The organism is Rhizobacter sp. Root404 (genome assembly GCF_001425865.1).
Lineage (GTDB): Bacteria > Pseudomonadota > Gammaproteobacteria > Burkholderiales > Burkholderiaceae_C > LMDS01.
The window spans coordinates 543820-569167 of the sequence record NZ_LMDS01000001.1 but is presented as its reverse complement, the minus strand read 5'-3'; the positions used below and the strand labels follow the sequence as shown (position 1 = coordinate 569167).

The following is a 25348-nucleotide window of genomic DNA, read 5'->3' as shown; positions in this document are numbered from 1 at the left end:
GCGCTCATCCCTTGAGCCCGCCCTGCGTGAGCCCGCCGACGACGCGCTCCTGGAAGATCGCGATCAGCACCGCGACCGGCACGATCGCGACGATCAGCGCCGCGGAGATGATCGGCCACGGGAACGTGAACTCCCCCTGGTAGAGCGTGATGCCGACCGGCAGCGTGCGCATCGCCGCGCTCGAGTTGAGCGACAGCGCGAGCAGGAACTCGTCCCACGAATTGACGAACGCGAGGATGCCGGCGGTGAACACGCCCGGCGCCGCGAGCGGCAGCACGACGCGCACCAGCGCACCCATGCGGGTGCAGCCGTCGATCATCGCGGCGTTCTCCAGGTCCTTCGGGATGCTCTGGAAGAAGCTGACCAGCACCAGCGTGCACACCGGCAGGTTCAGCACCGTGTACGGCAGCACCAGCGCGACGTAGGTGTTGAGCAGGCCGAACGAGCGCATGGTCTCGAAGATCGGCACCAGCAGCGTCACGAGCGGGAACATGCTGGAGGCGACGATCGCGGTCAGGATCAGCTGCCGGTGCCGCAGGTTCAGGCGCGCGATCGCGTAAGCCGCCAGCGCCGAGACGACCAGCGAGCTGATCGTCGCCAGCAGTGCGACCCAGAAACTGTTGCCCAGGTAGCGCAGCAGCGGCTGGTCGGTGAAGGCCTGCACGTAGTTGTGCAGCGTCGGGTTCGCCGGCAGGTAGGTGATGGGCTTGCTGACCAGCTCGGCCTCGCCCTTCAGCGAGGTCAGCAGGATCCACAGCGCCGGGAAGAAGCCGTTGAAGACCACCATCGCGGCGGCGATCAGGCGCAGCCCGGGCCCCTCGAGCGGCGAGGCGAACAGGCTCTTGTCGGCCGGGTGGTCGAAGCGGGGGATGGCAGCCATCATTCGCGTCCGATGCGTCGGAGGTAGACCGCGGTGACGCACAGCGAGAGCGCGAACATGAACACCGCCAGCGTCGAGCCGTAGCCGACGTCGAGGTAGTCGATCGTGGTGGCGTGGATCAGCATCGCCAGCGTCTGCGTGGCGTTGCCGGGCCCGCCGTGGGTCATCGTGACCGGGATGTCGAAGGTCTGCAGCGCGGTGATGGTGCGGAAGATCAGCGCGACGATGATCGACGGCATCAGCATCGGCACCGTGATCTGCCAGAACTGCTGCCAGCGGCTCGCGCCGTCGACCTCGGCCGCCTCGTACAGCGTGCGCGGGATCATCTGCAGGCCGGCGAGCAGGATCAGCGCCATGAACGACGAGGTCTTCCAGATGATCGCCACGCAGATCGCGGCGAACGCGTAGCCCGGGCTCAGCAGCCACATCGTCTGCGGCGCGAAGCCCAGGCGGCGCGCGACGTCGTTGACGACGCCGTACTCGGTGTGGAAGAACCACGCGAAGATCAAGCCGACGAACGACAGCGGCAGCGCCCACGGCAGCAGCAACGCCAGCCGCACCGGCCAGCGCCGCTTGAACGGCAGGTTGGCCAGCAGCGCCAGGCCCAGGCCCACCACCAGCGCGCCGGGCACCGTGATCAGCGTGAACAGCAGCGTGTTCTTCGCGGCGTTCCAGAAGTCCTTGTCGTGGATCACGTCGATGTAGTTCTGCAGGCCGACGAACTTGATCGCGCCGCTGCCGCCGGACAGCCGCAGGTCGTAGAAGCTGTTCCAGATCAGCTTGCCGATCGGGTAGACGACGATCAGCGCGAGCAGCACGAACGCGGGCGCCAGCAGCAGCACCGCGAGGGTCTTCTCGCTCGGATCGCGCAGGCGATCCCAGGCACTCGGGGGGTTCATCGGCGGCTCCCGCGGTTGTCGGTGGGTCCCGGCCTCAGCGCATCACGCGCTTGAGCCGCCCTTCGATCTCGTCGACGCCGTCTTCGGGCTTCTTGGTGCGGGCCAGGATCGCGCTGGTGGTGGTGCGGATCGCGTCGCTGACCTCGCCGTAGCGGTCCGACTGCGGGCGGCTGCGGCCCGCGATCACGACGTTGGCCGCGTCCTTGAACCACGGCGAGGCCTTCAGCACCTCGGGGTCGGTGTAGACGCTCTGGATCGTCGGCAGCAGCGAACCCTGCGCGGCCAGGAACTTGCTCGCCTCGGGCGAGGCCAGGAACTTGACCAGCTTGGCCGATTCGGCCTTGCTCTTGCTGAACGCGCTGACCGCCCACTGCCAGCCACCGACGCAGGTCGCGCTCTTGCCGCCGGTCATCGCCGGCAGCGGCATCACGCCGACCTTGCCCGCGACCTTGCTGTCCTTGTCCTGGCTGAAGCGGTCCCAGGCGAAGCCCCAGTTGACCGCGAACACGACCTGGCCCGCCTTGAACTCGTTGACGGTGTCCGGCGTCTTGACCTCGGCGATGTTCTTCTTCATCACGCCGGCGTCCATCATCGACAGCCATTCCTTCATGCCCTTGACGGCGGCCGGCTTGTCCAACGTCATCTTGCCGGCGGCGTCGTTGAAGTCCTTGCCCTGGCTCCAGTACGGCAGCAGGAAGGTGCAGACCGCGCCCTCGATCGGCGCGCCCTGGATCGACAGGCCCTGCAGGTTCACGTCGCCCTCGCCCTTCTGGATCTTCTGCGCCGCGGCCGAGAGTTCGGCCCAGGTCTTCGGCTCGGCGATCTTGTATTTCTCGAGCAGGTCCTTGCGGTAGTACATGAACATCGCGTCGGCGAAGGCCGGCATCGCGGCGATCTTGCCGCCGACCACGTTGGCCGTGCCGTACACCGGCAGGTAGGGCTTGAGCGCGACCGCGGGCTCGCCGACGTAGGCGTTCAGCGGTTCCAGCCAGCCGGCGCCGAAATACTGCGCCGGGTTGACGATGTCGATCATGTAGACGTCGATCGCCGAGTCCTTCGCGTTCAGCACCGTGCTCAGGTACTGGCGCTGCAGGTCGCTGGTCGCGCCGCCGGTCTCGATCTCGATCTTCACGCCCGGGTTCTGCGCCTGGTACTGGTCGAACAGCTTGCGCATCAGGTCGGGGCGCTGGTTGGCGCCGCCCGAGAACACGCGCAGTGCAGTGTCGGCGAGCGCGCCGGTGCTGCCGAGCGCGGCGGCCAGCGCCGCCACCGCCAGCCAGGTGCGGCGGCCGGAGAGGAAAGTCGATGCGGTCATGGGATGTCTCCTTGGATGGATGTCGTGGTGCCCGTCGATGCGGGCATTTCCGTGGGTCGAACCGGTCTCGTCGTCAATGCACCACGGCCTGGCCGTTCGCGTTGTCGAACAGCCGCAGCGCCGCCGGCGGCACGAACACGTCGAGCCGGTGCCCCGGCGCCTGCTTGAAGCTCGCGGGGCAGCGCGCGATCCATTCGGCCCGGCCGACCTTCAGCGTCACCAGCGTCTCGGAGCCCAGCGGCTCGAGCAACATGACTTCGGCCGGGACGCGGAGGTCGTCGGCGCCCGCCGGCGCCAGCCCGATGTTCTCGGGGCGGATGCCGAGCTGGCAGTCGGCGACCGTGGCACGCGCGAGCGCGGGCGGCAGCGCGATCGAGGCGCCGCCCAGATCGGCGCGGCCGGCGCCCAGCGTGCAGGCGGAGAGGTTCATCGGCGGCGCGCCGGTGAAGCCGGCGACGAACAGCGCCGCGGGCCGGTTGTAGATCGCGTCCGGCGTGTCGTACTGCATCTTGTGGCCGGCCTGCAGCACGCAGATGCGGTCGGCCAGCGTCATCGCCTCGGTCTGGTCGTGGGTGACGTAGATGATCGTCGCGCCCAGCCGCTGGTGCAGGCGCTTGATCTCGGTGCGCATCTCGTTGCGCAGCTGCGCGTCGAGGTTGGACAGCGGCTCGTCGAACAGGAACACCGCCGGCTGGCGCACGATCGCGCGCCCGATCGCGACGCGCTGCCGCTGGCCGCCGGACAGCTCGCGGGGCTTGCGCTGCAGCATGTGGTCGATGCGCAGCAGCGCCGCAGCGTCGTTGACGCGTTTCTGGATCTCGGCCTCCGGCGTCTTGCGCAGCCGCAGCCCGAAGGCCATGTTGTCGAACAGGCTCTTGTGCGGGTAGAGCGCGTAGTCCTGGAACACCATCGCGATGTCGCGCGCGCGCGGCGGCAGCTGGTTGACGACGGTGTCGCCGATGCGCACCTCGCCGCTCGTGATCGGCTCCAGCCCGGCGATCATCCGCAGCAGCGTGCTCTTGCCGCAGCCCGACGGGCCGACGAACACGACGAACTCGCCGTGCTTGATGTCGAGGTCGATCCCGTGGATGACCTTGACCTTGTTGTCGTAGGACTTCGCGACCTGACGCAGTTCGACGGCAGCCATGCTCAGTACCCCGACGACGACGCTGCGGCGACCGGGGTCGGCGCCCCGCCGCCCTTCTTCAGCGCACCGACCGCGCCTTGCGCCGCGCGCATCAGCAAGCCCAGGTCGGAGGCGATCGCGACATAGTCGAACCCCGCCGCCCGGTACTGCTGCACCACCTCGACCGTGCCGCCGACCGTGCCGACCGGCTTGCCGACGGCGTGGCAGCGAGTCACGGCCTGGGACATCACCGCCATCACCTCAGGGTGCGTGAGGTTGCCGACGTGGCCCATCGCCCCGGACAGGTCGGCCGGGCCGAGGAAGATCGCGTCGACACCCTCGACCGCCGCGATCGCCTCGAGCTGGTCCATCGCCGCCGGCGTCTCCAGCTGCACGATCACCGCGATCGAGCGGTTGGCCACGCGGTAGTAGTCGGGCACGGTGCCGAAGCGCGAGCCGCGGCTCATGCCGGCCATGCCGCGCACGCCCTCGGGCGGGTAGCGGGTCGAGGCCACGGCGCGGCGCGCCTCGTCGGCGTTCTGGACGAACGGGAACAGCAGCGACTTCGCGCCCGCGTCGAGCACGCGCTTGACCATCACGGTGTCGTTCCACGGCACCCGCAGCACCGGCAGCATCGGCGTGCCGGCGGTGGCCTGGAGCAGGTGCACCACGTCCATCAGGTCGAGCGGCGTGTGCTCCATGTCGAGCACGCCCCAGTCGAAGCCGGCGCAGCCGACGGCCTCGGCCACGATCGGGCTCGCCGACATGACCCAGGTGCCGAGCGGCGGGTGGCCGTCCGCTTGCGCGAGCAGGTGTTGAAAGGCGTTCATCGTGCGCTCATCCTTCAGAAGATCGGCGGCTCGGGCGTGGGCGCCGTGCCTTCCAGGAAATCGAAATCGCAGCCCTCGTGCGCCTGCGTCACGTGCTGCGTGTAGAGCCGGGCGTAGCCGCGCGCATAGGGCTGGGCGGGCGGCTTCCAGTGCGCGTGGCGCGCCATCAGCTCGGCGTCGTCGACGACCAGCGCGAGCAGCCGCGCCGCCACGTCGAGCTCGATCACGTCGCCGGTGCGCACCAGCGCCAGCGGGCCGCCGACCGCCGCCTCGGGCGAGATGTGCAGCACGCAGCTGCCGTAGTGCGTGCCGCTCATGCGCGCGTCCGACAGCCGCACCATGTCGCGCACGCCGCGTTCGAGCAGCTTCTTCGGGATCGGCAGGTTGCCCCACTCGGGCATCCCCGGCGCGCCGACCGGGCCGGCGTTGCGCAGCACCAGCACGGTGTTCTCGTCGACGTCGAGGTCGGGGTCGTTCATCGCGGCCTGCATCTCGGGCTGGCTGTCGAACACCAGTGCACGGCCGCGGTGCCGCAGGAACTTCGCGCTCGCCGCCGAGGGCTTCATCACCGCGCCGTTCGGCGCGAGGTTGCCGCGCAGCACCGCGAGCGCGCCGCCGGAGCTGACCGGCCGGTCGAGCGGGCGGATCACCTCGGGGTCGCGGACCGTCAGCCCCTCGATGTTCTCGCCGACGCTGCGGCCGGTGACGGTCATCTCGCCGAGCGACAGTTCGTCGCGGATCACGTTCATCAATGCGGGCAGCCCGCCGGCGTAGTGGAAGTCCTCCATCAGCCGGTCGCCGCTCGGGAACAGGTTGGCGAGCACCGGCAGGCGGCGGCCGACGGCGTCCAGGTCGTCGAGCGTCAACGGGACGCCGGCGCGGCGCGCCAGCGCGATGACGTGGACCGCCGCGTTGGTCGAGCCGCCGAGCGCCATCTGCACCGCGACCGCGTTCATGAACGCACCCCGGGTCAGGATGCGCTGGGGCGTCAGGTCGTCCCGGATCATGCGGACGATCGCCTCGCCAGTGCCGGTGGCCATGCGCGAGTGCGCCGCGTCCATCGCCGGGATGCTGGTCGATCCCGGCAGCGCCAGGCCAAGCGCCTCGGTCATGCTGGTCATCGTGCTGGCGGTGCCCATCGTGTTGCAGGTGCCGGGCGAACGGGTCATGCGCGACTCGAGCGCGATCCACTCGGCCTCGTCGACACGGCCGGCCTGCTTCTCGTCCCAGAACATGCGGGTGTGGGTGCCGGCGCCCACGGTCTGCGAGCGGCCGCCGCTGACGTGGCGGTCGTTGAGCATCGGGCCGGCCGGGCAGAAGATCGTCGGCAGGCCCATGCTGATCGCGCCCATCAGCGTGCCGGGGGTCGTCTTGTCGCAGCCGGCCAGCAGCACCGCGCCGTCGACCGGCAGCGAGCGCAGCAGTTCCTCGACCTCCATCGCGAGGAAGTTGCGGTAGAGCATGGTCGTGGGCTTGACCATCACCTCGCCGAGGCTCATCGCCGGCAGCTCGAACGGGTAGCCGCCGGCCATCAGCACGCCGCGCTTGACGCTCTCGGCGCGCTCGCGCAGGTGGGCGTGGCACGGCGACAGGTCACTCCAGGTGTTGATGACGGCGACGATGGGCCGGTCGAGCACGTCCTCGCGCCGCAGGCCCATCTGCTGGATGCGCTGGCGGTGCGCGAAGCCGCGCATGCCGGTGTCGGCGAACCAGCGGCGACTGCGCAATTCGGACAGCGATTTGGTCATGGCGGCGGGCGTGGAAGAATCAGGTGTCAGCGCTAACGTGTTACCGCTAACATTAAGGCCGGAAACCGATGTCGACCATCAAGAGAAACCCTAGTGCCGCTGCATTGGCGACGCCCGCTGCGCCCGCGCGCCACCGGCGCGGCCACGGCCGCGCGACCCTGCAGGACGTGGCCCAGCAGGCCGGGGTGACCGCGATCACCGTCTCGCGCTACCTGCGCGCGCCGGAGGTCGTCGCGGCCGAGACCGGGCAGCGCATCGAGGACGCCCTGCTCGCGACCGGCTACGTGCCGAACAAGCAGGCCGGGCAGCTCGCGAGCGGCCACTCGAAGATGGTCGCGGCGATCATCCCGAGCATCGCGAACTCGATCTTCGCGGAGACCGTGCAGGGCCTGTCCGACGGGTTGCAGGAGGCCGGCTACGAGTTGCTGCTGGCCTCCACCGGCTACTCACGGGAGCGTGAACAGGCGCAGGTGCGCGCGGTGCTCGGCTGGTTCCCGAGTGCGCTGGTCGTGACCGGCCGGCACCACAGTGACGCCGCGCTCGCGCTGCTTCGCGCCGCACAGGCCGCGCACACGCCGGTCATCGAGATCTGGGACCAGCAGCCGCGCGACCTCAGCAACGGCTTTGCGCAGGTCGGCTTCAACCACGCCGAGGTCGGCGCGGCGATGGCGGCGCACCTGCTGCAGAGGGGGCACCGGCGCCTGGCCTATGTCGACAGCGGCGTCGGCGAGGACTTTCGCGCGCACGAGCGCGGCAAGGGCTTCGTGGCCGCCGCACGCGCCGCCGGCGCCGACGTCCGCCACCTGACCGCGCAGCCCGGCGACGCGTTCGACGCGGGGCGCCACGCGCTCGCACTGCTGCTGGACGGGCACCCGGACCGGCCCGTCACCGCAATCGCGCTGGCCAACGACAACTTCGCCTGCGGCGCGCTGCTTGAAGCGCAGCAGCGCGGGCTCGACATCCCGGCGCAAATCGCCATCATGGGCTTCGGCGATTTCGAGATCGGCCGCCAGTTGCGCCCGGCATTGACGACGATCCGCCCGCCGCGCTACGAGATCGGCCGCCGGGCGGCCGCGCTGCTGCTGGCGGCGCTGCAGGACGGCGCGCCGTTGACGCCGCAGTCGCTGCCCTGGCAGCTGATCCCGAGAGCGAGCACCTGACCATGACGACCTCGGCCACTCCCCTGCGCGTGCTGCTCGACGACGGCCGGTCGGTCTCCGCGCTGCTGCAACGACCGCCGTCCGCAGCGGCCTGCTACGTGCTCGCGCACGGCGCCGGCGCCGGGATGACCCACCCGTTCATGGCGGCCGTCGCCGACGGCCTGGCCGCGCGCGGGATCGCGACGCTGCGCTACCAGTTTCCGTACGTCGAGAACGGCTCGCGGCGGCCCGATACGCCGACACTGGCCTATGCGACCGTGCGCGCGGCCTGCCACCTCGCGCGCGCACAGACCGGGCTGACGCTGATCGCCGGCGGCAAGTCCTTCGGCGGCCGGATGACCTCGCAGGCCCAGGCGATCGAGCCGCTCGCCGACGTGGCCGGCCTCGCGTTCCTCGGCTTCCCGCTGCATGCACCGGACAAGCCGTCGATCGAGCGCGCCAAGCACCTGACCGAGGTCCGCGTGCCGATGCTCTTCGTCCAGGGCACGCGGGACAAGCTCGCCGAGCTGTCGCTCATCACCGGCGTCGTCGGCAGCCTCGGCGCGGGCGCGACGCTGCGGCTCATCGACCACGCCGACCACGGTTTCGAGGTGCTCGTGCGCTCGGGCCGGAAACCCGCCGAGGTGATGACCGAGGTGCTGGACGCGCTCGCCGGCTGGATGCGCGAGACGGTGCGCGCGGGCTGAGCCGGCGCCGGTCAGCGCGGCGCGGCCTCGATCGCGCGCAGCATCGACAGCATCAGCGCATCGATCTCGTAGGGCTTGCGCAGCAGCTCCAGGTCGCTCGGCACCTCCCGCACGGTGTAGCCGGTGGCCACGACGATCGGCAGCGACGGCCGATGCACGCGCGCCCAGCGCGCCAGATCCAGCCCGGAGCTGCCGCCCGGCATCACGATGTCGGTGAACAGCACGTCGAAGCGTTCGCGCTCGTCCTGCAGCAGCTGCCGGGCGGCGTCCGACGACGTGCACAGGCGCACCGCGTGGCCCAGCCGTTCGAGCGCCGGCACCACCACGGCGGAGACCAGATCGTCGTCCTCGACCATCAGGATCTGCAGCGGCAGCACGCGCGGCGCCGGCGCGGTGGCGGGGGCCGAGGCCGGCGCCTTCGCGTCGGCCGCCGCCACCGGCAGCCACAGGCTCACCGTGGTGCCGCGACCGGGCACGCTGTCGATCGAGGCATGGCCCTCGCTCTGCCGCACGAAGGCCGCCACCTGCGCCAGCCCGAGCCCGCTGCCGGCGCCGATCGGCTTGGTGGTGAAGTACGGCTCGAACGCCCTCACCTTCGTCAGCTCGTCCATGCCCGAGCCGTTGTCGGCGACGCTCAGGCAGACCTGGTCGGTCGCGTCGAGCGCATTGGACGCGGCCGCGTGCAGCGTCGCACCGATCGCGATCCGCCCGCCGTTCGGCATCGCGTCGCGCGCGTTGAACACCAGGTTCAGCACCGCGAGTTCGAGCTGCGCCGGATCGACGTACACCGGCGGCAGGTCGGCGGGCACGTCGACGCTGAGCACGATCTTCTCGCCGACCGCCTTGTCCGTCAGCTCCTGGCTGCCGCCGAGCAGCCGCGCGAGCTGCACCGGCTCGCGCTTGAGCGGGCGGTCGCGGCCGAAGCTCAACATCTGGCGCACCAGGTCGGCCGCGCGCCGCGTGGCCTGCTTGGCCGACTGCAGCACCCGCGCGTTGCGGCCTTCCTTCGCATCGCGTTCGAGCACCTGCAGCGCGACGCTGATCGTCTGCAGCAGGTTGTTGAACTCGTGCGCGAGCCCGCCGGTGAGCCGGCCGATGGCTTCGCGCTTCTGCCCTTCGAGCAGCTTGGCCTGCGCCGATTCGGCATCGACGACCGCCTCCCGCACCCGCGTCTCGAGGAGCTGCTTGGCCTCGTGCGAGCGCCGGCCGGCGGCATGCAGCGCGCGGCTGACCTCGCGCACCTCGAGGACCGGAAACGGGCGTTCGGGCGGGACCGAATCGTCGCCCAGCCGGATCGCGTCGTCGCGCAACGCGATCACCGGCGCGCCGACGCGCCGCGCGAGGTACAGCACGGCCGCCAGGCCGATCGCCAGGATCGCCGCGCTGGCCGCGAGCACCTGCATCGTCAGGCGCTGCGCGGCCGCGGTCAGCGCGTTCTTCGGCAGCGCCAGCACGATGGTCCAGCCGAACCGGTTGGCCGGCGTGATGAAGGTCAGCGAGGGCACGCCATCGAGCGTGACGGACTCGCCGAAGCCGACCTCCTTGTCCCGCACGCGGCGCTGGATCTCCGGCCCCGCCTTGGCGCCGACCCATTTCTGCGGGTCGCGGCTGCGGGCCATGATCACGAAGTCCTGGTTCACGACGGCGGACAGGCTGCCTTGCGCCGCGTTCTGGCTGTCGAGAATGCCCTGGATCGCGGCCATCTCGAACACGACACCGACGTTGCGCACGACCGGCGTCGCCTGCGCCTCCGGCACGAAGGCGCCGAGCACCGGCCGACCGGTCGCCGCGCCCCGGGCGGCAAACAGGATCGCCGACCCCTCGCGCAGCAGCGGCAGCCCGGGCGGTCGCTCGCGCAGCGTCTGGGCGTCGAACGGCAACACCGTATTGACCAGCTGCATGCGCTCGTCCACCAGCACCGCCCACGCGCCGGACCCCTTCAGCGCCCCGCTCGCCTCGCGGTGGAAACGGCGCAGGTCCGGGTCGGCCAGCGCGGAGGAGGCGCTCAACGCGCGCGCCATGAACACGCGCTTGTCCAGCTCGCGCTCGACGCTCGAGGCGATGCTCTCGCCCAGCTGCTCGACGGCGTGACGCGCGTCCGCCACCTCGCGCAGGTAGGTGATCCGCGCCAGCAACGAAAAGCCCGCGAGTGCGGGCAGCCAGACGGCCATGACCAACAGGACCAGGAGGGTTCGAATGCTCAAGGCGCGATGCGATGCTCGGTGGGCGTGGACGGTGAGCGGATCATACGAGCCGCCGAAGTCGCGTCAGGCGCCGACGGCTCCGATCTCGCCGCGGCGGATCGACGCCGCGCGCTCGCGCACCGCCGCCCGCTCCGCGTCGGCCAGGCGCGCGACGTTCTTCACCTGCAGCGCCATCCGCGGGTTGCCGGCCAGCAGCGCTTCATGGCGCATCAGGAAGTCCCAGTACAGCGTCGTGAACGGGCACGCGCGCTCGCCGCTGCGCTGCGCCGGGTCGTAGCGGCAGCCGGCACAGTGCGGGCTCATGCGCTGGATGTACTTGCCGGTCGCCACGTAGGGCTTGCTGCCCATCAGGCCGCCGTCCGCGTACTGACTCATCCCCAGCGTGTTCGGCAGCTCCACCCACTCGACCGCGTCGACATACACCGCGAGGTACCACGCGTGCACCTGCTTCGGCTGCACGCCGAGCATCAACGCATAGAGGCCGGTGACCATCAGGCGCTGGATGTGGTTCGCATAGCCGTGCGTCAGCGTCTGCGCGAGCGCGTCGCGCAGGCAGGCCATGTCGGTCGCGCCGGTCCAGTACCACGCCGGCAGGTCCTGCTGCGCATCGAGCGCGTTGCGCTCGACGTAGTCCGGCATGCGGGTCCAGTAGAGGCCGCGCACGTACTCGCGCCAGCCGAGGATCTGGCGGACGAAGCCCTCGACGCTCGCCAGCGGCGCGTGGCCGTCGCGGTACGCGGCCTCGGCCGCGGCGACGACCTCGTGCGGGTCGAGCAGCTTCAGATTCAGCGCCGCCGACAGCTGCGCGTGGTACAGCCAGGGGTCGCCGGGCCAGATCGCGTCCTGGTAGCGGCCGAACAAGGGCAGGCGCTCGCGCATGAACGCCTGGAGCGCGAGCCGGGCGTGCGCGCGCGTCACCGGCCAGGCGAAGCCGTCGAGCCGGCCGGGGTGCGATGCGAACCGCCGCTCAACCATGTCGAGCACTTCGCGGGTGACCTCGTCCGGTGCGAAGGTGGCACGCGGCGGCACCCCGTCCGGCCCGTTCTTGCCGAAGGACTCGCGGTTCTCGGCGTCGTAGTTCCAGCGGCCGCCGGCCGGCGCGCCGCCGTCCATCAGCACGCCGTGGCGGGCGCGCTGCTCGCGGTAGAAGAACTCCATGCGCAAGGACTTCCGACCGCGCGCATGCACGGCGAACTCGCGCACCGTGGTGAAGAAGTGGCGATCCTCGCGGATGTCCAGCGGCAGGTCGTTGGCCGCCGCCACGGCCTTGATCGCCTGCAGCACGCGCCAGTCGCCCGGCGCGGTCATCACGAGATGCGTCGGGCGCAGCCGGCGGATGTCCGCCTGAAGCTGCGCGGCCAGGCTGCCCGCGTTGCCGGGTGCCTCGAGGCGCGTGTAGTGCAGCGGCAGGCCCGCCGCCTGCAGCGCGAGCGCGAAGTGGCGCATCGCTGCCAGGAACATCGCGATGCGCGGCTTGCCGGACCAGACATGCGTGGACTCGTCCGCGACCTCGGCCATCCAGACCGCGTCGGTCCGCGCATCGAAGCCATCGAACCCCGACGCCGCGAGATCGAGCTGGTCGCCCAGCACGACGACGAGCGTGCGCAACTCAGCCACGCGGCGCCGGCTTGCGCCGGCAAGCCTCGGAACAGAACTTGACCTCGGCCCAGTTCTTCGCCCAGCGCTTGCGCCAGGTCATCGGCAAGCCGCAGGCCGCGCACGGCTTGCTCGGCAATGCCGCCTTGTTGCCGCGGAATCCGGCTGGGTGCTGGCTCATGGCGACGATCGTAAGGTCAGCGGCACCGGCCCTGCCGGCGCGCCGCCGATTGGCCCCACGCGCGGCCGGCCGTCACCGCGCGGGCAACTCGCCGCGCGCCCGTCAGCGGGCCGGTGCGCTGGCGCCCGCGTCTGCCGCGGAGGCCGCCGCCGCGGGCGCGGCCAGCGCGACCCGGACGCCGGCGAGTTCCGGATGCGTCTTCAGCATGCTCGCGCCGTACATCGGCTTGAACGCGCCCTGGTGGCAGGTGGCGCAGTTCAGCTTCGGTACGTCGCCGGTCGGCCCGAGCCGGTTCGCCGGGAACACGCCGGCGAGCGGATCGAGGTAGGTGGTGTTCAGGTCGCGCGCCATGCGGATGCCGTACCACGCGGTCGCGCGCTGCGGCGTGCTCGTGTCCCACTCGGCGAACGAGCGCGAGTTGTGGCAATAGGTGCAGTTCACGCCGAGCGACTTCGACATGTGCATCATCAGGCCGTAGGTGTACTCGGCCTGCTTGGTCGACTGGCGGTTGCCCGACGCGAGCGCCGTCTGCCCGATCACGCGGATCTCGTTGCCCTGGTCCAGGAACGGCGTGAACGGGTCGTTGGGCAGCGACGCGACGCCCACCGACGGCGCCGGCGCGTTCTGCCCCGCCCGGTTGCCCAGCATCGTGGCCGCATGGGTGTCGACCGGGGGCGCGAACCACAGGTTGGACGGCACCGGCTGGCCCCGATGGCAGGTGTAGCAGGTGACACCGGTCTCGGCGACGTGGGTCTTCCAGTCGGTGTTGATGTGGCGCGTCATCTCGAGCATGCGGCGCGCGACGACCTTGGTGTAGAGCGCGTCGCTGGAGAAATCCTCGCCGGCCTTGTGGCAGTAGGTGCAGCCCTGGTCGGGCGCGACCCAGGCCGTCATCGAGACCATCAGCCGCGTGAACTCGCCGACGCCCAGGTCGCCGACGACCTTGACGTTCTTGAACACGGTGGAGGCCGCCGGGCCGCCGGGCGGCACCATCGGCGAATCGGCCGGCAGCGCGTTGGCCGGCGCCGCCGCGGCGATCAGGCGCGGGTTGTAGACCTGGTCCATGCCGGTGCCGCGGTAGCCGCGCTGCACGGAGTCGATCGGCGGGCGCTCGCAGGCGGCCAGCAATGTCGCCGCGACGAGCACGGCGAACCCTCGGACGAGACGCATCATGGCTTGACTCCCTGCAGCGTGGCCGGGTCGATCACCGGTGCGAACACGGCCGGGTAGATCGGCGCGACGTGGTGCTTGACGGCCCAGAGGTACCAGTTGTCGACGACCGTGCCGGTGAGCAGGATGCCGATGCCGCCGACCAGCGGGCACAGCACCGCGAACCACCAGCCCCAGCGGTGGATCGATTCCATCGTCGCGTTGAAGCCCATGGTCCAGCGCCAGAACAGCGCGGCGCGTTCGCTGGCGGTGCCGCGGTCGACGATCTGCTCGATCTCGCGCTCGCCGCCGAAGCGGCTGACCGCGAGGATGGTCGCGCCGTGCATCGCGAACAGCAGCGTCGCGCCGTACAGGAACGCGATCGACAGCATGTGGAACGGGTTGTAGAACAGGTTGCCGTAGCGGATCGAGAACGCCGCCGTCCAGTCCAGGTGCGGGAAGATGCCGAACGGCACCGCCTCGCCCCACGATCCCATCAGGATGGGGCGGATGAAACCCAGCACCAGCATCAGCCAGATCGCCGCCGCGAACGCCCACGGGATGTGCGTGCCCATGCCGAGCGCGCGAGCTCGCCGGTACATGCGCGCCCACCACAGCAGCACCGAGCTGGTCATGAAGAAGCCGGCCATCAGCCACCAGCCGCCCTGGTTGAGCGGCGGGAACAGCTTGAGACCCATGCTCGGCGGCGGCGGCTCGAGACCGAGCCACGGCAGCTGGCGCACGAACTGGATCGGGTTCCAGTTCACCGAGGCCAGCATGTTCAGCCCGATGATCTCGATGCAGATGAACATGCACAGCGCCGAGGCCAGGCCGAGCCAGCCGAGGTAGATCGGCCCGACCTGCGCGTCGCCGAGCTTGCCGAGCCAGTGCACGTGGACCGGCGGGCCCTCGCGCTCCTGGTTGCCCTGCGCGAGCGGGATGCCGGCGTACGCAGGCGCATAGGCTTGCACGCGGGTGAAGATGTTCTGGTACTCAGCCATCAGGGTCTCCTTGGGCTGTTGTATTCGGTCAATTCGCCCAGATGGGAAGGTTCAGCCACCAGCTCCACCACTCGGGCCAGCCGCGGGTCCAGAACGGGCCGCTGATGACGATGCACACGGCGCTCCAGAAGCCGGCCGACAGGGCCAGGAACAGCCCGAGCCGGTGGATGCCCAGCGTGCCGATCGAGTAGCCGATCGTGTCGCGGAAGAAGGTGTTCTCGTGCTCCGCGGTCTTGACGGTCTCGCCCTTCGCGGGGTTCGTGGCCGACAGGATCAGCCCGCCGTGCAGCGACAGCGCGAAGGTGGTCGCGAAGAAGAAGCTCACGCCCAGCATGTGCGCCGGGTTGTAGTGGAAGTGCAGGTACTGGTAGCCCGTGTTCGAGACCCAGTCCAGGTGGCTCATGATCCCGTACGGGAAGCCGTGGCCCCAGGCGCCGAGCAGCACCGGCCGGATCACCGTGAGCGTCACGTAGGCCAGGATCGCGATCGAGAACGCGAACGGCACGTGGTAGCCGATGCCGAGCTTGCGGCAGATCTCCACCTCGCGCAGCGCCCACGACACGAACGAGCCGATCGCGCAGACCGTGATGAGCTGCCACAGGCCGCCTTCCATCAGTGGCGCCATGCGCAGGCCGTACTTGAGGTCGGGTGGCGCGATCGAGATCTGCCACAGGTTCCAGGTGTGTCCCTGCGACGCACCCCAGACGATCAGCAGCGTTCCGACGGTCGCGAAGAACAACGTCGTCACCCCGAAGAAGCCGACATAGAACGGCCCGACCCAGAAGTCGAACAGGTCGCCCCCGGTCAAGGTGCCGCCGCGGACTCGGTACTTGCGCTCGAAACTCAGCATCGCCATGGTCTTGTCCCCGATCGATGCGCGGCCGTTGCCGGCGCGCGCATCTTCAGACTCGTTATCGCAGCCGGGTGCGGTGCGTCACGCCGCGCCCTGCCTGCTCGGACGGAAACCGCCGTCGCTACTTGCTCGCCGGTGCCGCGGCGGGTGCCGGCATCGGTGACATCTGCGCCGCGACGGCCGTGGCCTTGCGCGGGCCCTCGAGCCAGTTGAAGCGGTCGGTGCTCAGCAGGATGAAGTGAATCACCAGTGCCAGCACGAACAGGAAGGTGAACAGGGCGATCAACGTCCTGCGCGGATCGAAAAGCATCCAGATGCGCCACATGTTGTGTCCTCCTAGCCGGTAAAGCCGACCGCGATGTACGCCATCGCGACTTCCTTGGCGTCGTGCACGATCGACGCATAGCCGCTCGCACCCGGCAGCCACGGCCGCCATTGCCACGCCAGGAAGTGCGCGACGACCGCGATCAGCGTGAAGATGATGAAGCTCGTCATGAAGATTCCGTGGAACTCCTTGGCTTCCTGTTCCGTGAGTCCGGACAGGGAGCCTTGCCTGCTGTCAGCCATGCTCTTTCTCCTTCTGGGCCGGTACGACCCTGTTCGGCCTTTCGGCCAACACCGCGAAAATTCCCCCGCGGCGGGGTTTGACGCAGCGGGTGCCGCGGCAATTCGATGAGGGCGCGCGACTCACGCGGGCTCCCCTTGTCTGAGGGCGTCGCGCGACTTCGCGACGCGCGCGGCCGTGACGCGCTCTTCGCCATCGCGCTTCGCGTCGCGCTCGGCGCGATCGCGCAGCCGCTTCGCGGCCGAGATCTGCACCAGCACCGGTTCGGACTCGACGAACTCGCCGAGCAGCGCCTGCGCGTCGTCGTCCCAAGGGCGCGCCGGCTCGTCGCCGAGGCGCGCTGGCGTCGGATCGACCTTGTCGAGGTCGGTGCCGAGCGGCAGGATGTGGAACAGCGCGTCGAACAGCGCGTTGCAGAACTCCTGGATCAGGTAGGTCGCGCCCGCGTAGCCCATGAACGGCGTGCCGGTCGCGCGCCGGATGATCGGCAGCGGGAACGACGCCGGGATGAAGCTCGTCTTCATCATCCCGCCCCCGCCGATCTCGGCCAGGTACATGCGCTCGTTGTAGCTGCCGTACATCACCAGCGGCGTCTTGTCCTTGGTGAGCCGGCGCACCGCGTCGTTGTCGGTCTTCGCGCCGGGCTTGCGCGCGACCGCGAACTGGCACGGCAGGCCCATCTCGTCTTCGAGGAAGTGGCGGATGCCGCGGGTGTAGGTCTCGTTGGCAACGACCGCGAAGCTCGCGGTGCCGAAGAAGTCCTGCGTCACCGATCGCCACAGGTCCCAGATCGGCTTGATCGTGCTGTGCTTCTCGCGCTCGATGAAGGGCTCGGGGTCGAGCCCCAGCAGTTCGCCCAGCGACCGCAGGAACTTGGTCGTGCTGTGCAGGCCGATCGGCGCCTGCAGGTACGGCCGCTCGAGCGCCTCGCACAGCATGCGGCCGAATTCGCGGTACATGCAGATGTTGACGTCGGCCTCGACCAGGCGCGACACGTCGGCCAGGTGGCTGCCGAGCGGGAACACCATGTTGATCTCGGCGCCGATGCCCTGCACCAGGCGGCGGATCTCGGCCAGGTCGCTCGGCGAGTTGAAGGTGCCGTAGCTCGGGCCGATGATGTTGACGCGCGGCTTCTCGCCGGCGGGCCGTTCGGCGAAGGGCTTGCGTGCCGGGACCTTCTTCAGGCCGTATTCCGACCACAGCCAGAACATCGCGCGGTTCGCGCATTGCCACTGGTCCTCGTCGATCGTGCGCGGCAGGAAGCGCTGCAGGTTCGTGCCCTCGGGCGTGACGCCGCCGCCGATCATCTCGGCGATCGAGCCGGTCACGACCACCGACGGCAGGTCCGGATCGAGCGCGGCGTGCGCGCGGCGCATCGAGCCCTCCGTGCCTTCGCGGCCGAGCTGTTCCTCGGCCAGGCCGGTGACGACGATCGGCAGTTCGTGCGGCGGCAGCGCGTCGGTGTAGTGCAGCACCGAGGTCACCGGCAGGTTCTCGCACCCGACCGGGCCGTCGATCACGACCTGCAGGCCCTTGATCGCGGTGAAGACGTACACCGCACCCCAGTAGCCGCCCGCGCGATCGTGGTCTAGAACCAGCATGAGGCCCCCTTGGCGCTGCGCGCCGTCCCCTCAAGGGGGAGCGATCGCCTTCGGAGCGGCCGTGCGGCGATCATCAGACCATCTCCTCGGCTTTGCGCTTCTTCGCGGCCTTCAGCGCCAGGCGGCGCTGCTCCGCCTTGAACTCGGGGCGGTCCTGGGGCACGCCCTGCGACGCCTCCCAGACGCCCGAGGCATGGGCACTGCCGGCGCCCCCGAAGAAGTCCTTCATCTGCTCGAAGCGCGCCTTGTTGCCGATCGCCGCGTTGATCACGGTCGCCAGCGAGCCGGCGCCGGCCGGCCCCATCAACGGTCGGGCCGAGATCAGGTTGGTGAAGTACAGCGCCGGAATCGTCAGCTCCTTGGCGGCCTGCACGATCGGCGTGGTGCCGATCGCGAGATCGGGCTGCCACTCGTGCATCGCCGCGAGGTCCTGTTCCAGCGAGGCGCGGAACTGCACGTGCACGCCTTTCGATTCGAGCCACTGCCGGTCGGCGTCGCTCCACGCGGTGCGCGGGCAGGCGGTGCCGACATAGCGCAGGTCCGCGCCGCTCTCGACCAACAACCGCCCGACGAGCAGCTCCGAACCTTCGTACCCGCTCAGCGTGATTCGGCCCTTGATTGGCAGCGCGGCGAGCGCGCCCTTGATCGCCGGCAGCAACCGGTTCTTGACCGCATCGATCCTGTCCTGCGCGACGTTGACCGACTGGCCGATCGCCTGCAGCCAGGCCTCGGTGCCGTCGTGCCCCACAGGCGCGGAGCCGACGATCGGCCGCCCTGCCGCCTCGAACTCGCGGATGCTTGCGGTGTAGAACGGATGGATCGCCGCGACTGCCGAACAGTCGAGCGCCGCATAGAGCTCGCGCCATTCGCGCGTCGGCACCACCGGGCCCGCGGCCAGGCCCATCGGCTCCAGCATCATCCCGATGATCACCGGGTCGGCCGGGAACATCTCGCCCAGCAGCGCGATCGTCGGCTTGCTGGAGCGCCCTGCGCGCGGTGCCTGTACCGGTCCGGCCAGCACCTCGGCGCGCGCGTACTTCAGCATCGCGCCGGCGAGCACGTCCTTGGCCTCGGCGTGGGTCGGTACGCCGAAGCCCGGCACGTCGATGCCGATGATGCGCACGCCGTTGATCTCCTTCGGCAGGATCTGCAGCGGCACGCCGCTGGCGGTCGGCACGCACAGGTTGATGACGACGATCGCATCCAGCCTGGCCGGATCGGCCTGCTGGTGCACCGCCTCGCGGATGTCCTCGAACAGCTTGCCGGTCACCAGCGACTCGCTGTTGAACGGCACGTAGCCGACGCTGCGCTTGGCGCCGTAGAAGTGGGACGTGAACGTCAGGCCGTAGACGCAGCAGGCCGAGCCCGACAGGATCGTCTGCGTGCGCCGCATGCGCAGGCCGACGCGCAGCGCGCCGAACGCCGGGCACATGCTCTGCGGCTGGTCGTGCGGGCCGGCTTTCGGGTCCTTGGGATAGTCGGCCGCGTAGCGATCGAGCACCTCGGACTTGCCCGCCGATTTCGCTGCGGCCATCATCGCCTCGCCGCCCGAGTGGCAGCCCATGCCGTCCCCTTCGATGGCGGTCGTCACTTTCAGCGGGACGATGGGGATCGTGGTCGCGGTGCTCACGGCTCAGACCTCGTCGTAGACCACTTCGAGGGTCTGCTTCGTGACCTCGGTCTTGCCGCACATATCGAACTGCGTCGCGGGTTCGAGCACCACGTCGCGGCCGACCGACGCGGCCGAGAACAGGCCGAGCAGCGCGTCCTGCGTCATCGGCTTCGGCCGGATCGGCACCGAGGTGCCGACGTTCTCGGCCAGCTCGGCGAACATCGGGCCCCACGGCGAACCGGGCCGGCCGATGATCTCGTAGCTGGCGCTCTTGCGGCGGATGTCGTCGTTGGCCGGGATCACCGACAGCACCGGGATGCCGACCTGCTCGGCGAAGGCCGTGGCCTCGCCAGTGCCGTCGTCGCGGTTGATCACCATGCCGGCCACGCCGACGTTGCCGCCGAGCTTGCGGAAGTATTCGACCGCGCTGCAGACGTTGTTGGCGACGTAGAGCGACTGCAGGTCGTTGCTCGCGACGACGATGACCTTCTGGCACATGTCGCGCGCGATCGGCAGGCCGAAGCCGCCGCAGACCACGTCGCCGAGGAAGTCGAGCAGCACGTAGTCGAAGCCCCACTCGTGGAAGCCGAGCTTCTCGAGCAGCTCGAAGCCGTGGATGATCCCGCGCCCGCCGCAGCCGCGGCCCACTTCGGGGCCGCCGAGCTCCATCGCGTAGACGCCGTCGCGCTTGAAGCAGACATCGCCGATCGCGACCGCCTCGCCGGCCAGCTTCTTCTTCGACGAGGTCTCGATGATGGTCGGGCAGGCGCGGCCGCCGAACAGCAGGCTGGTCGTGTCGCTCTTCGGGTCGCAGCCGATCAGCAGCACCTTCTTGCCCTGCTGCGCCATCATGTAGCTGAGGTTGGCGAGCGTGAAGCTCTTGCCGATGCCACCCTTGCCGTAGATCGCGATGATCTGCGTCTCCTTGGTCGGCTTGGCGGTGGACACCGGCGGCGGCTCGACCGCGGCCTCGGCGCGCAGGTCGCGCATCATGATCGTGGTGGCGGTGCTCATGAGCAGGCCCTCCAGTCGAGATCGGCGAGATGGACGAGCTGGGCGAAACCGTCGCAGACGCGAACGAGGTGGTCGATCAACGTGCTCATGAGCAGTCTCTCCAGGCTAGGGTCATCTTCAGGCAGGCGGGATCGCCGAAGGCGGTGCGGTAGGCGGCATCGGCGCTGAGCGCGTCGTGCCGGTGGGTGATCAGGCCGGCCAGCGACAGTGCGCCGGACTCCGCCATGTCGCGCACCGCGACGAGGTCGGCCGGCTGCCACTGCGCGGCGACGCGGATGCGCGCCTCGCGCATGAAGGCCGGCGCGAACACGAACGACAGCGGCTTCTCGTAGAAGCCGGCGAGCACGACCTCGCCGCCCGGCGCGAGGCGGGCGATCAGCGTGTCGAGCAACGCGGCGTCGCCGCTCACGTCGCAGATCGAGCGGTAATCGCGGCGCGGGTCCGTCGACGGGTCGACGACCCGGTAGCCGAGCGCCCCGTCGCGCCGCGCGGCGTTCGTCTCCCAGACCACCGGCGCGGCGCCCGCCGCGACCGCGAGGCGCGCGATCAGGCGGCCGAGCACGCCGTGGCCGATGATCAGGTCGGGTTGCCGTTCGAGCGCACCGCCGGCAACGTGATGGGCGGTGGCGGCCAGGGCCAGCAGGACGCCCTGCTCGCCGAGTCGCTCTGAAATCCGCACCGTGCGCGCACCCGGCAGCACGACGCGCGAGGCCGCGCCGCCGAACAGCCCGCGCACGTCACCGAAGCACTTGGCACCGGGCACGAACACGCAATCACCGACCGCCGCGCCGGAGCGCGCGCCGGCCTGCCGCACGCGGCCGACCGATTCGTAGCCCGGCACCAGCGGGTAGCCCATGCCGGGGAACGACGGCATGCGGCCGGTCCACAGCAGGCGTTCGGTGCCGGTGCTGATGCCGCTCCATTCGATGTCGACGACCACGTCCTCGTCCGTCGCGGCGCTCAGGTCGAGCCGACTCAGGGTCAGCACTTCCGGCTGCTGCAGCACGACGGCCAGCGCGTTCATGCGACGCGCCTCGTGGACCGCGGGTTCGGGGGAGTGTCAGGTCGCGTTGTCATGTCGAGTGTCATCCTATGCTTACTGTCTGTAGTGTCAATCTTGATTTACATCAAAATCACACAGGGTTTTCACTGCCTCGACGGCGGGCGACCAGCAGGCGCGTCTGCAGCGGCATGCGGGTGGGCTGCTCGCGCACCGACTCGAAGCCTGCCGCGACGAGCATTGCGCGCAGCTCCGCGGCGCGGCGCGGGCGGCCGCGGCCCATCGCCAGCAGGTAGAAGCCGAAGTACGCGTCGCCCATCGCCTCGGCGCCGTTCGTGCCGGCCATCGGCTCGGCCAGCAGCAGCGTGCCGCCCGGCGGCAGCGCGTCGTGCACGGCGCGCAGCACGGTCAGCGCGTCGGCGTCGTCGTGGTCGTGGATCACGCGCACCAGCGCAGCGATGTCGGCGCCGCGCGGCAAGGCATCGGTCAGGAAGCTGCCGCCGACAGTGCGGGCCCGGTTGCCCAGCGACGCGGCCGCGAAGCGCGCCCGCGCACGCTCGGTGACGGCGGGCAGGTCGAACAGCAGCAGTTCGAGCGACGGGTAGCGCTGGCCGACCGTCGCGAGGAAGCGGCCATCGCCGCCGCCGACATCGAGCAGGCAGCGGTGTCGATGCAACGGATACGCATCGAGGATCTCGTCGGCGACCAGCGGCTGCGACGCCGCCATCAGCGCGGAGTAGGCCGCGATGCGTTCGGCAGCGGCCGGATCGGGCGCGGGCGCATCGTCGTACGCCCAGTACCGCGCCAGCGCGTTGGCGCGCCGCTCTTGCGGCGTCGACCGCAACAGCGCCACCGGGTCCGCGAGATCCGCATACAGCGCCGCGTGGTGTTGCACCATGGCCGTGACGGCGGCGTTGCCGACCATCGGCGCGCCGAGTTCGCCCAGGCCGTAGCGCTGCCCACTGCGATGCTCGAGCAGGCGCAGCGCCACCGCCGCGTCGAGCAGGCGGCGCGCGGCCTCCCCGGGCAGGCCCAGGCGCGGCGCGAGCTGCGCCAACGCTTGCGGCCCTTCCGCCAGGATCTCGAAGATGCGCAGCTGCACGCAGGCGAGCAGCACCTGCGAATAGACGAAGCCCGAGACCAGGTCGAACAACTCGCGTGCATGCCGGCGGGCCACCGGCCGCGTCAACGCGAACGCGGCGGCGCGGCGCTGGAACAGCGGACTCGCGAGCAGGCGGTCGCGCCAGGCCAGCCCGCGGTCGAGCCAGCCGCTCCACCGGGACATCGCGAGTGCACCGGGGACGCTGCTCATGTCCGGGACCGGTCTAGACCGTGACCCGCACCAGATCTTCCGACATCGTCTGCGGGACCAGCCGCTCGGCCTCCAGCCGCACCAGCTGGCGCAGTTGCTCCGCGCCGCGGCACTCCGGTACCGCGGCGATCGCGAAGCCGACGAGTCGGTCGAAGTGCGCGATGGCGCCGTCCAGGCCGAGTTCGCTGGCGGTGCTCGGGCGCAGCAGCGCCACGTCGCGGCCGATCGGCTTGCCCATCACGCGCGGGTCGCCGACCACGTCGCGGATGTCGTCGGCCGCCTGGTAGGCCTCGCCCAGCCACTCGCCGAGCGCGCGCCACGGCGCGGCTTCCGCGCCAGCAGCCTGCGCGCCGGCCATCGTGGCGGCGGCAAACAGCGCGCCGGTCTTGGCGCGCTGGTAGTCGGCCAGCGACACGCGCGGCTCGCATTCCCAGGCCTGGCCGGCGACGATGCCGCACGGCATGCCGACGCCGCGCGAGATCGTCGCGAGCAGCGGCGCGAGCCGCTGTGGCGATTGGCCGGCGTGGACCGCGAGCGTCTGGAACGCCAGCACGATCAGCGCGTCGCCGGCGAGCACCGCCAGGCTCTCGCCGAACGCGTAATGCACCGACGCGCGACCGCGACGGGTCGGCGAATCGTCGAAGCACGGCAGGTCGTCGTGGACCAGCGAGGCGCAGTGGAGCAGTTCGATCGCCGAGGCCGCCGCTTCCGACAGCGCGGGGTCGTCGTCGTCGCAGGCCTGTGCGACCGCGAGGCACAGCTGCGGCCGGATGCGAGCGCCGCCCGGGAACACGGCATGCCGGATCGCCCCCGCGAGTTTGGGCGGGCACTCGGCCGACTCGCCGGATGCAATGGCGGTGGCCAGGGCCTGTTCGATGCGCGTCATAGGCTTCATGAGATTCCGCCGTTGCCGGCGTGGCAGCTGAGGGAGGGTGTAACGGGCTCGCGTCGTCGTCGAGTGTCACGTAGCATAGACACATGCTTTTGACGCGTCAACCTGACACTCGACGGAGCTCCGGCCCATGAGCACGGCGCGGGTCGTCGTGATCGGCGCCGGCATCGGCGGCCTGGTCACGGCGCTCGAGCTGGCCTCGAACGGCGTCGACGTGACGGTGCTCGAACGCGCCGGCGGCCCGGGGGGCAAGCTGCGCGAGGTGGCGCCCGGCGGCGTGGCGATGGACGCCGGCCCCACCGTCTTCACGATGCGCTGGGTCTTCGACGAGCTGTTCGACGCGCTCGGGCTGCGGTTGGCCGATCACCTGGCGCTGCAGCCGGTGTCGGTGCTGGCGCGGCACGCGTGGCGCGGCGATCAGCGCCTGGACCTGTTCGCCGACATCGCGCGCTCGGCCGATGCGATCGGCCGCTTCGCCGGCGCCGCGGAGAGCCGCGGCTACCTCGCCTTCTGCGAACGCGCGCGCGGCATCTATCGGGCGCTGGAGATGCCGTTCCTGCGCGGCACGCGGCCGACCCCGCTGTCGCTCGTGCGCCGGGCCGGCTGGCGCGGCCTGCCGGAGCTGCTGCGGATCTCGCCGTTCGCGACGCTGGCCTCCGAGCTCGGCCGCCACTTCACCGATCCGCGGCTGCGCCAGCTGTTCGGCCGCTACGCGACCTATTGCGGCTCCTCCCCGTTTCTCGCACCGGCCACGCTGATGCTGGTTGCACATGTCGAGCAGGACGGCGTGTGGCTGGTGGACGGCGGCATGCACCGGATCGCGCAGACGCTGGCCGCGCTCGCGCGCCAGCGCGGCGCGACGCTGCGCTTCGACGCCCCGGTCGACGAGATCCTGGTGCGTGGCGACGCGGCCTGCGGCGTCCGTCTGGCCGACGGCGAGACACTCGCCGCCGACGCCGTCGTGTTCAACGGCGACGTCGCCGCGCTGACGAGCGGGCTGCTCGGTGGCGCCGTGTTCGACGCCTGCGCGCCAGCCGTGCCGACGAGTCGCTCGCTGTCCGCGCTGACCCTGAACCTGCTGGCCCCGACCGACGGCTTCCCGCTGTCGCGTCACACGGTGTTCTTCGCGGACGATCCGGCGCGCGAATTCGACGACATCTTCCGCGACCGCCTGCTGCCCGCCTCGCCGACCGTCTACGTCTGCGCGCAGGACCGCGGCGGCGACGAGATCGGCGCGACACCCGCCTCCGGCACCGCCGAGCGCCTGCTGCTGATCGTCAATGCGCCGCCGGTCGGCGACCTGCGGCCGTTCACCCAAGAGGAGTTGGCACGATGCGAAGCACAGACCTTCCGGACGCTGTCGCGCTGCGGCCTGCAGGTGACGCGCCACCCCGAGCGCACGGTGCGGACGACGCCGCAGGACTTCGAGCGCCTGTTCCCGGCGACCGGGGGAGCGCTGTACGGCCAGGCCTCGCACGGGTGGGCGGCGTCGTTTCGCCGGCCGGGCGCACGCAGCAGGCTGCCGGGCCTGTTCCTCGCGGGCGGCTCGGTGCATCCGGGGCCGGGCGTGCCGATGGCGGCGCTCTCGGGCCGGCAGGCGGCGGCCAGCGTCATCGCGCGACTCACGGCGACGGGGCCGCAGCGCTCGCGCCGGCCTTCGACCTCCACGTCGGCGCCAACGGCTACGCCTGGTGGTACCTCGACGCCCTGAGCGACGACGGCGA

23 protein-coding genes are annotated in these 25348 nt (G+C 70.6%); 3 read left to right on the top strand and 20 right to left on the bottom strand.

Annotated features, from left to right (window positions below):
• Window positions 1-4: 4 nt before the first annotated feature.
• The 6 genes from ASC76_RS02770 to araD all read right to left on the bottom strand — a co-directional run bounded on the left by ASC76_RS02770 (window position 5) and on the right by araD (window position 6798).
• Window positions 5-880, bottom strand: a complete 876-nt coding sequence (locus ASC76_RS02770; protein WP_082548661.1) for a carbohydrate ABC transporter permease — start codon at window positions 878-880, stop codon at window positions 5-7.
• The gene (locus tag ASC76_RS02765; RefSeq protein WP_056462015.1) at window positions 880-1779 is read right to left on the bottom strand and encodes a carbohydrate ABC transporter permease; all 900 of its coding nucleotides are present in this window, start codon (window positions 1777-1779) and stop codon (window positions 880-882) included. Before ASC76_RS02765 ends, ASC76_RS02770 begins: the two co-directional genes overlap by 1 nt.
• A 34-nt stretch (window positions 1780-1813) precedes the next feature.
• Entirely contained in the window at window positions 1814-3094 is a 1281-nt protein-coding gene (locus ASC76_RS02760) for an ABC transporter substrate-binding protein (protein WP_056462013.1), read from the bottom strand.
• 73 nt (window positions 3095-3167) lie between these two features.
• Complete coding sequence (locus ASC76_RS02755; protein WP_056462011.1) at window positions 3168-4241, bottom strand: ABC transporter ATP-binding protein; 1074 nt, start codon at window positions 4239-4241, stop codon at window positions 3168-3170.
• 2 nt (window positions 4242-4243) lie between these two features.
• A complete protein-coding gene (locus ASC76_RS02750) occupies window positions 4244-5050 on the bottom strand; it encodes an HpcH/HpaI aldolase/citrate lyase family protein (RefSeq protein ID WP_056462009.1) in 807 nt (268 codons plus the stop codon).
• 14 nt (window positions 5051-5064) lie between these two features.
• Entirely contained in the window at window positions 5065-6798 is a 1734-nt protein-coding gene (gene araD / locus ASC76_RS02745) for an L-arabinonate dehydratase (protein ID WP_056462006.1), read from the bottom strand.
• Between the two features lie 68 nt (window positions 6799-6866).
• Here araD and ASC76_RS02740 point away from each other — a divergent pair, with 68 nt between their 5' ends.
• Window positions 6867-7958, top strand: coding sequence for a LacI family DNA-binding transcriptional regulator (locus tag ASC76_RS02740; protein ID WP_082548660.1), 1092 nt, complete (start codon window positions 6867-6869; stop codon window positions 7956-7958).
• Between the two features lie 2 nt (window positions 7959-7960).
• Complete coding sequence (locus ASC76_RS02735; RefSeq protein WP_056462000.1) at window positions 7961-8644, top strand: alpha/beta family hydrolase; 684 nt, start codon at window positions 7961-7963, stop codon at window positions 8642-8644.
• Between the two features lie 11 nt (window positions 8645-8655).
• Here ASC76_RS02735 and ASC76_RS02730 read toward each other — a convergent pair whose 3' ends face one another.
• From ASC76_RS02730 to ASC76_RS02670, 14 genes are all read right to left on the bottom strand, one after another.
• On the bottom strand, window positions 8656-10848 hold the full coding sequence (locus ASC76_RS02730) for an ATP-binding protein (protein ID WP_157615232.1): 2193 nt from the start codon (window positions 10846-10848) through the stop codon (window positions 8656-8658).
• A 63-nt stretch (window positions 10849-10911) separates the two neighbouring features.
• Window positions 10912-12465 (bottom strand): cryptochrome/photolyase family protein, encoded by a 1554-nt coding sequence (locus tag ASC76_RS02725; RefSeq protein WP_056461995.1) that lies wholly within the window; start codon window positions 12463-12465, stop codon window positions 10912-10914.
• A complete protein-coding gene (locus tag ASC76_RS24235) occupies window positions 12458-12625 on the bottom strand; it encodes a DUF2256 domain-containing protein (RefSeq protein ID WP_082548659.1) in 168 nt (55 codons plus the stop codon). Before ASC76_RS24235 ends, ASC76_RS02725 begins: the two co-directional genes overlap by 8 nt.
• A 102-nt stretch (window positions 12626-12727) precedes the next feature.
• Window positions 12728-13798, bottom strand: a complete 1071-nt coding sequence (gene pufC, locus ASC76_RS02720) for a photosynthetic reaction center cytochrome PufC (RefSeq protein WP_056461992.1) — start codon at window positions 13796-13798, stop codon at window positions 12728-12730.
• Window positions 13795-14775, bottom strand: a complete 981-nt coding sequence (gene pufM, locus ASC76_RS02715; protein WP_056461989.1) for a photosynthetic reaction center subunit M — start codon at window positions 14773-14775, stop codon at window positions 13795-13797. The genes pufC and pufM overlap by 4 nt, the downstream gene beginning before the upstream one ends.
• Window positions 14776-14803: 28 nt before the next feature.
• Complete coding sequence (pufL, locus tag ASC76_RS02710) at window positions 14804-15631, bottom strand: photosynthetic reaction center subunit L (protein WP_056461985.1); 828 nt, start codon at window positions 15629-15631, stop codon at window positions 14804-14806.
• Window positions 15632-15749: 118 nt separating this feature from the next.
• On the bottom strand, window positions 15750-15953 hold the full coding sequence (pufA, locus tag ASC76_RS02705) for a light-harvesting antenna LH1, alpha subunit (RefSeq protein WP_056461980.1): 204 nt from the start codon (window positions 15951-15953) through the stop codon (window positions 15750-15752).
• An 11-nt stretch (window positions 15954-15964) separates the two neighbouring features.
• Window positions 15965-16195 carry a light-harvesting antenna LH1, beta subunit gene (gene pufB / locus ASC76_RS02700; protein WP_082548658.1) on the bottom strand — a complete coding sequence of 77 codons (231 nt, stop codon included), beginning with the start codon at window positions 16193-16195 and terminating at the stop codon, window positions 15965-15967.
• Between the two features lie 120 nt (window positions 16196-16315).
• Entirely contained in the window at window positions 16316-17794 is a 1479-nt protein-coding gene (bchZ, locus tag ASC76_RS02695) for a chlorophyllide a reductase subunit Z (RefSeq protein WP_056461974.1), read from the bottom strand.
• A 73-nt stretch (window positions 17795-17867) separates the two neighbouring features.
• Entirely contained in the window at window positions 17868-19424 is a 1557-nt protein-coding gene (gene bchY, locus ASC76_RS02690; RefSeq protein ID WP_056461971.1) for a chlorophyllide a reductase subunit Y, read from the bottom strand.
• 3 nt (window positions 19425-19427) lie between these two features.
• On the bottom strand, window positions 19428-20420 hold the full coding sequence (locus ASC76_RS02685; protein ID WP_056461969.1) for a chlorophyllide a reductase iron protein subunit X: 993 nt from the start codon (window positions 20418-20420) through the stop codon (window positions 19428-19430).
• Window positions 20421-20505: 85 nt separating this feature from the next.
• Window positions 20506-21444: a chlorophyll synthesis pathway protein BchC gene (gene bchC, locus ASC76_RS02680; protein ID WP_056461966.1), complete on the bottom strand. Its 939-nt coding sequence runs from the start codon at window positions 21442-21444 to the stop codon at window positions 20506-20508.
• Window positions 21445-21553: 109 nt separating this feature from the next.
• Window positions 21554-22732 (bottom strand): methyltransferase, encoded by a 1179-nt coding sequence (locus ASC76_RS02675; protein ID WP_056461962.1) that lies wholly within the window; start codon window positions 22730-22732, stop codon window positions 21554-21556.
• A 13-nt stretch (window positions 22733-22745) separates the two neighbouring features.
• Window positions 22746-23618 (bottom strand): polyprenyl synthetase family protein, encoded by an 873-nt coding sequence (locus tag ASC76_RS02670; RefSeq protein ID WP_235580317.1) that lies wholly within the window; start codon window positions 23616-23618, stop codon window positions 22746-22748.
• A 136-nt stretch (window positions 23619-23754) separates the two neighbouring features.
• Between ASC76_RS02670 and crtD the strand changes: the two genes are divergently transcribed.
• Window positions 23755-25335 carry a 1-hydroxycarotenoid 3,4-desaturase CrtD gene (gene crtD, locus ASC76_RS02665; protein ID WP_056461954.1) on the top strand — a complete coding sequence of 527 codons (1581 nt, stop codon included), beginning with the start codon at window positions 23755-23757 and terminating at the stop codon, window positions 25333-25335.
• The last annotated feature ends 13 nt before the right edge of the window (window positions 25336-25348 follow it).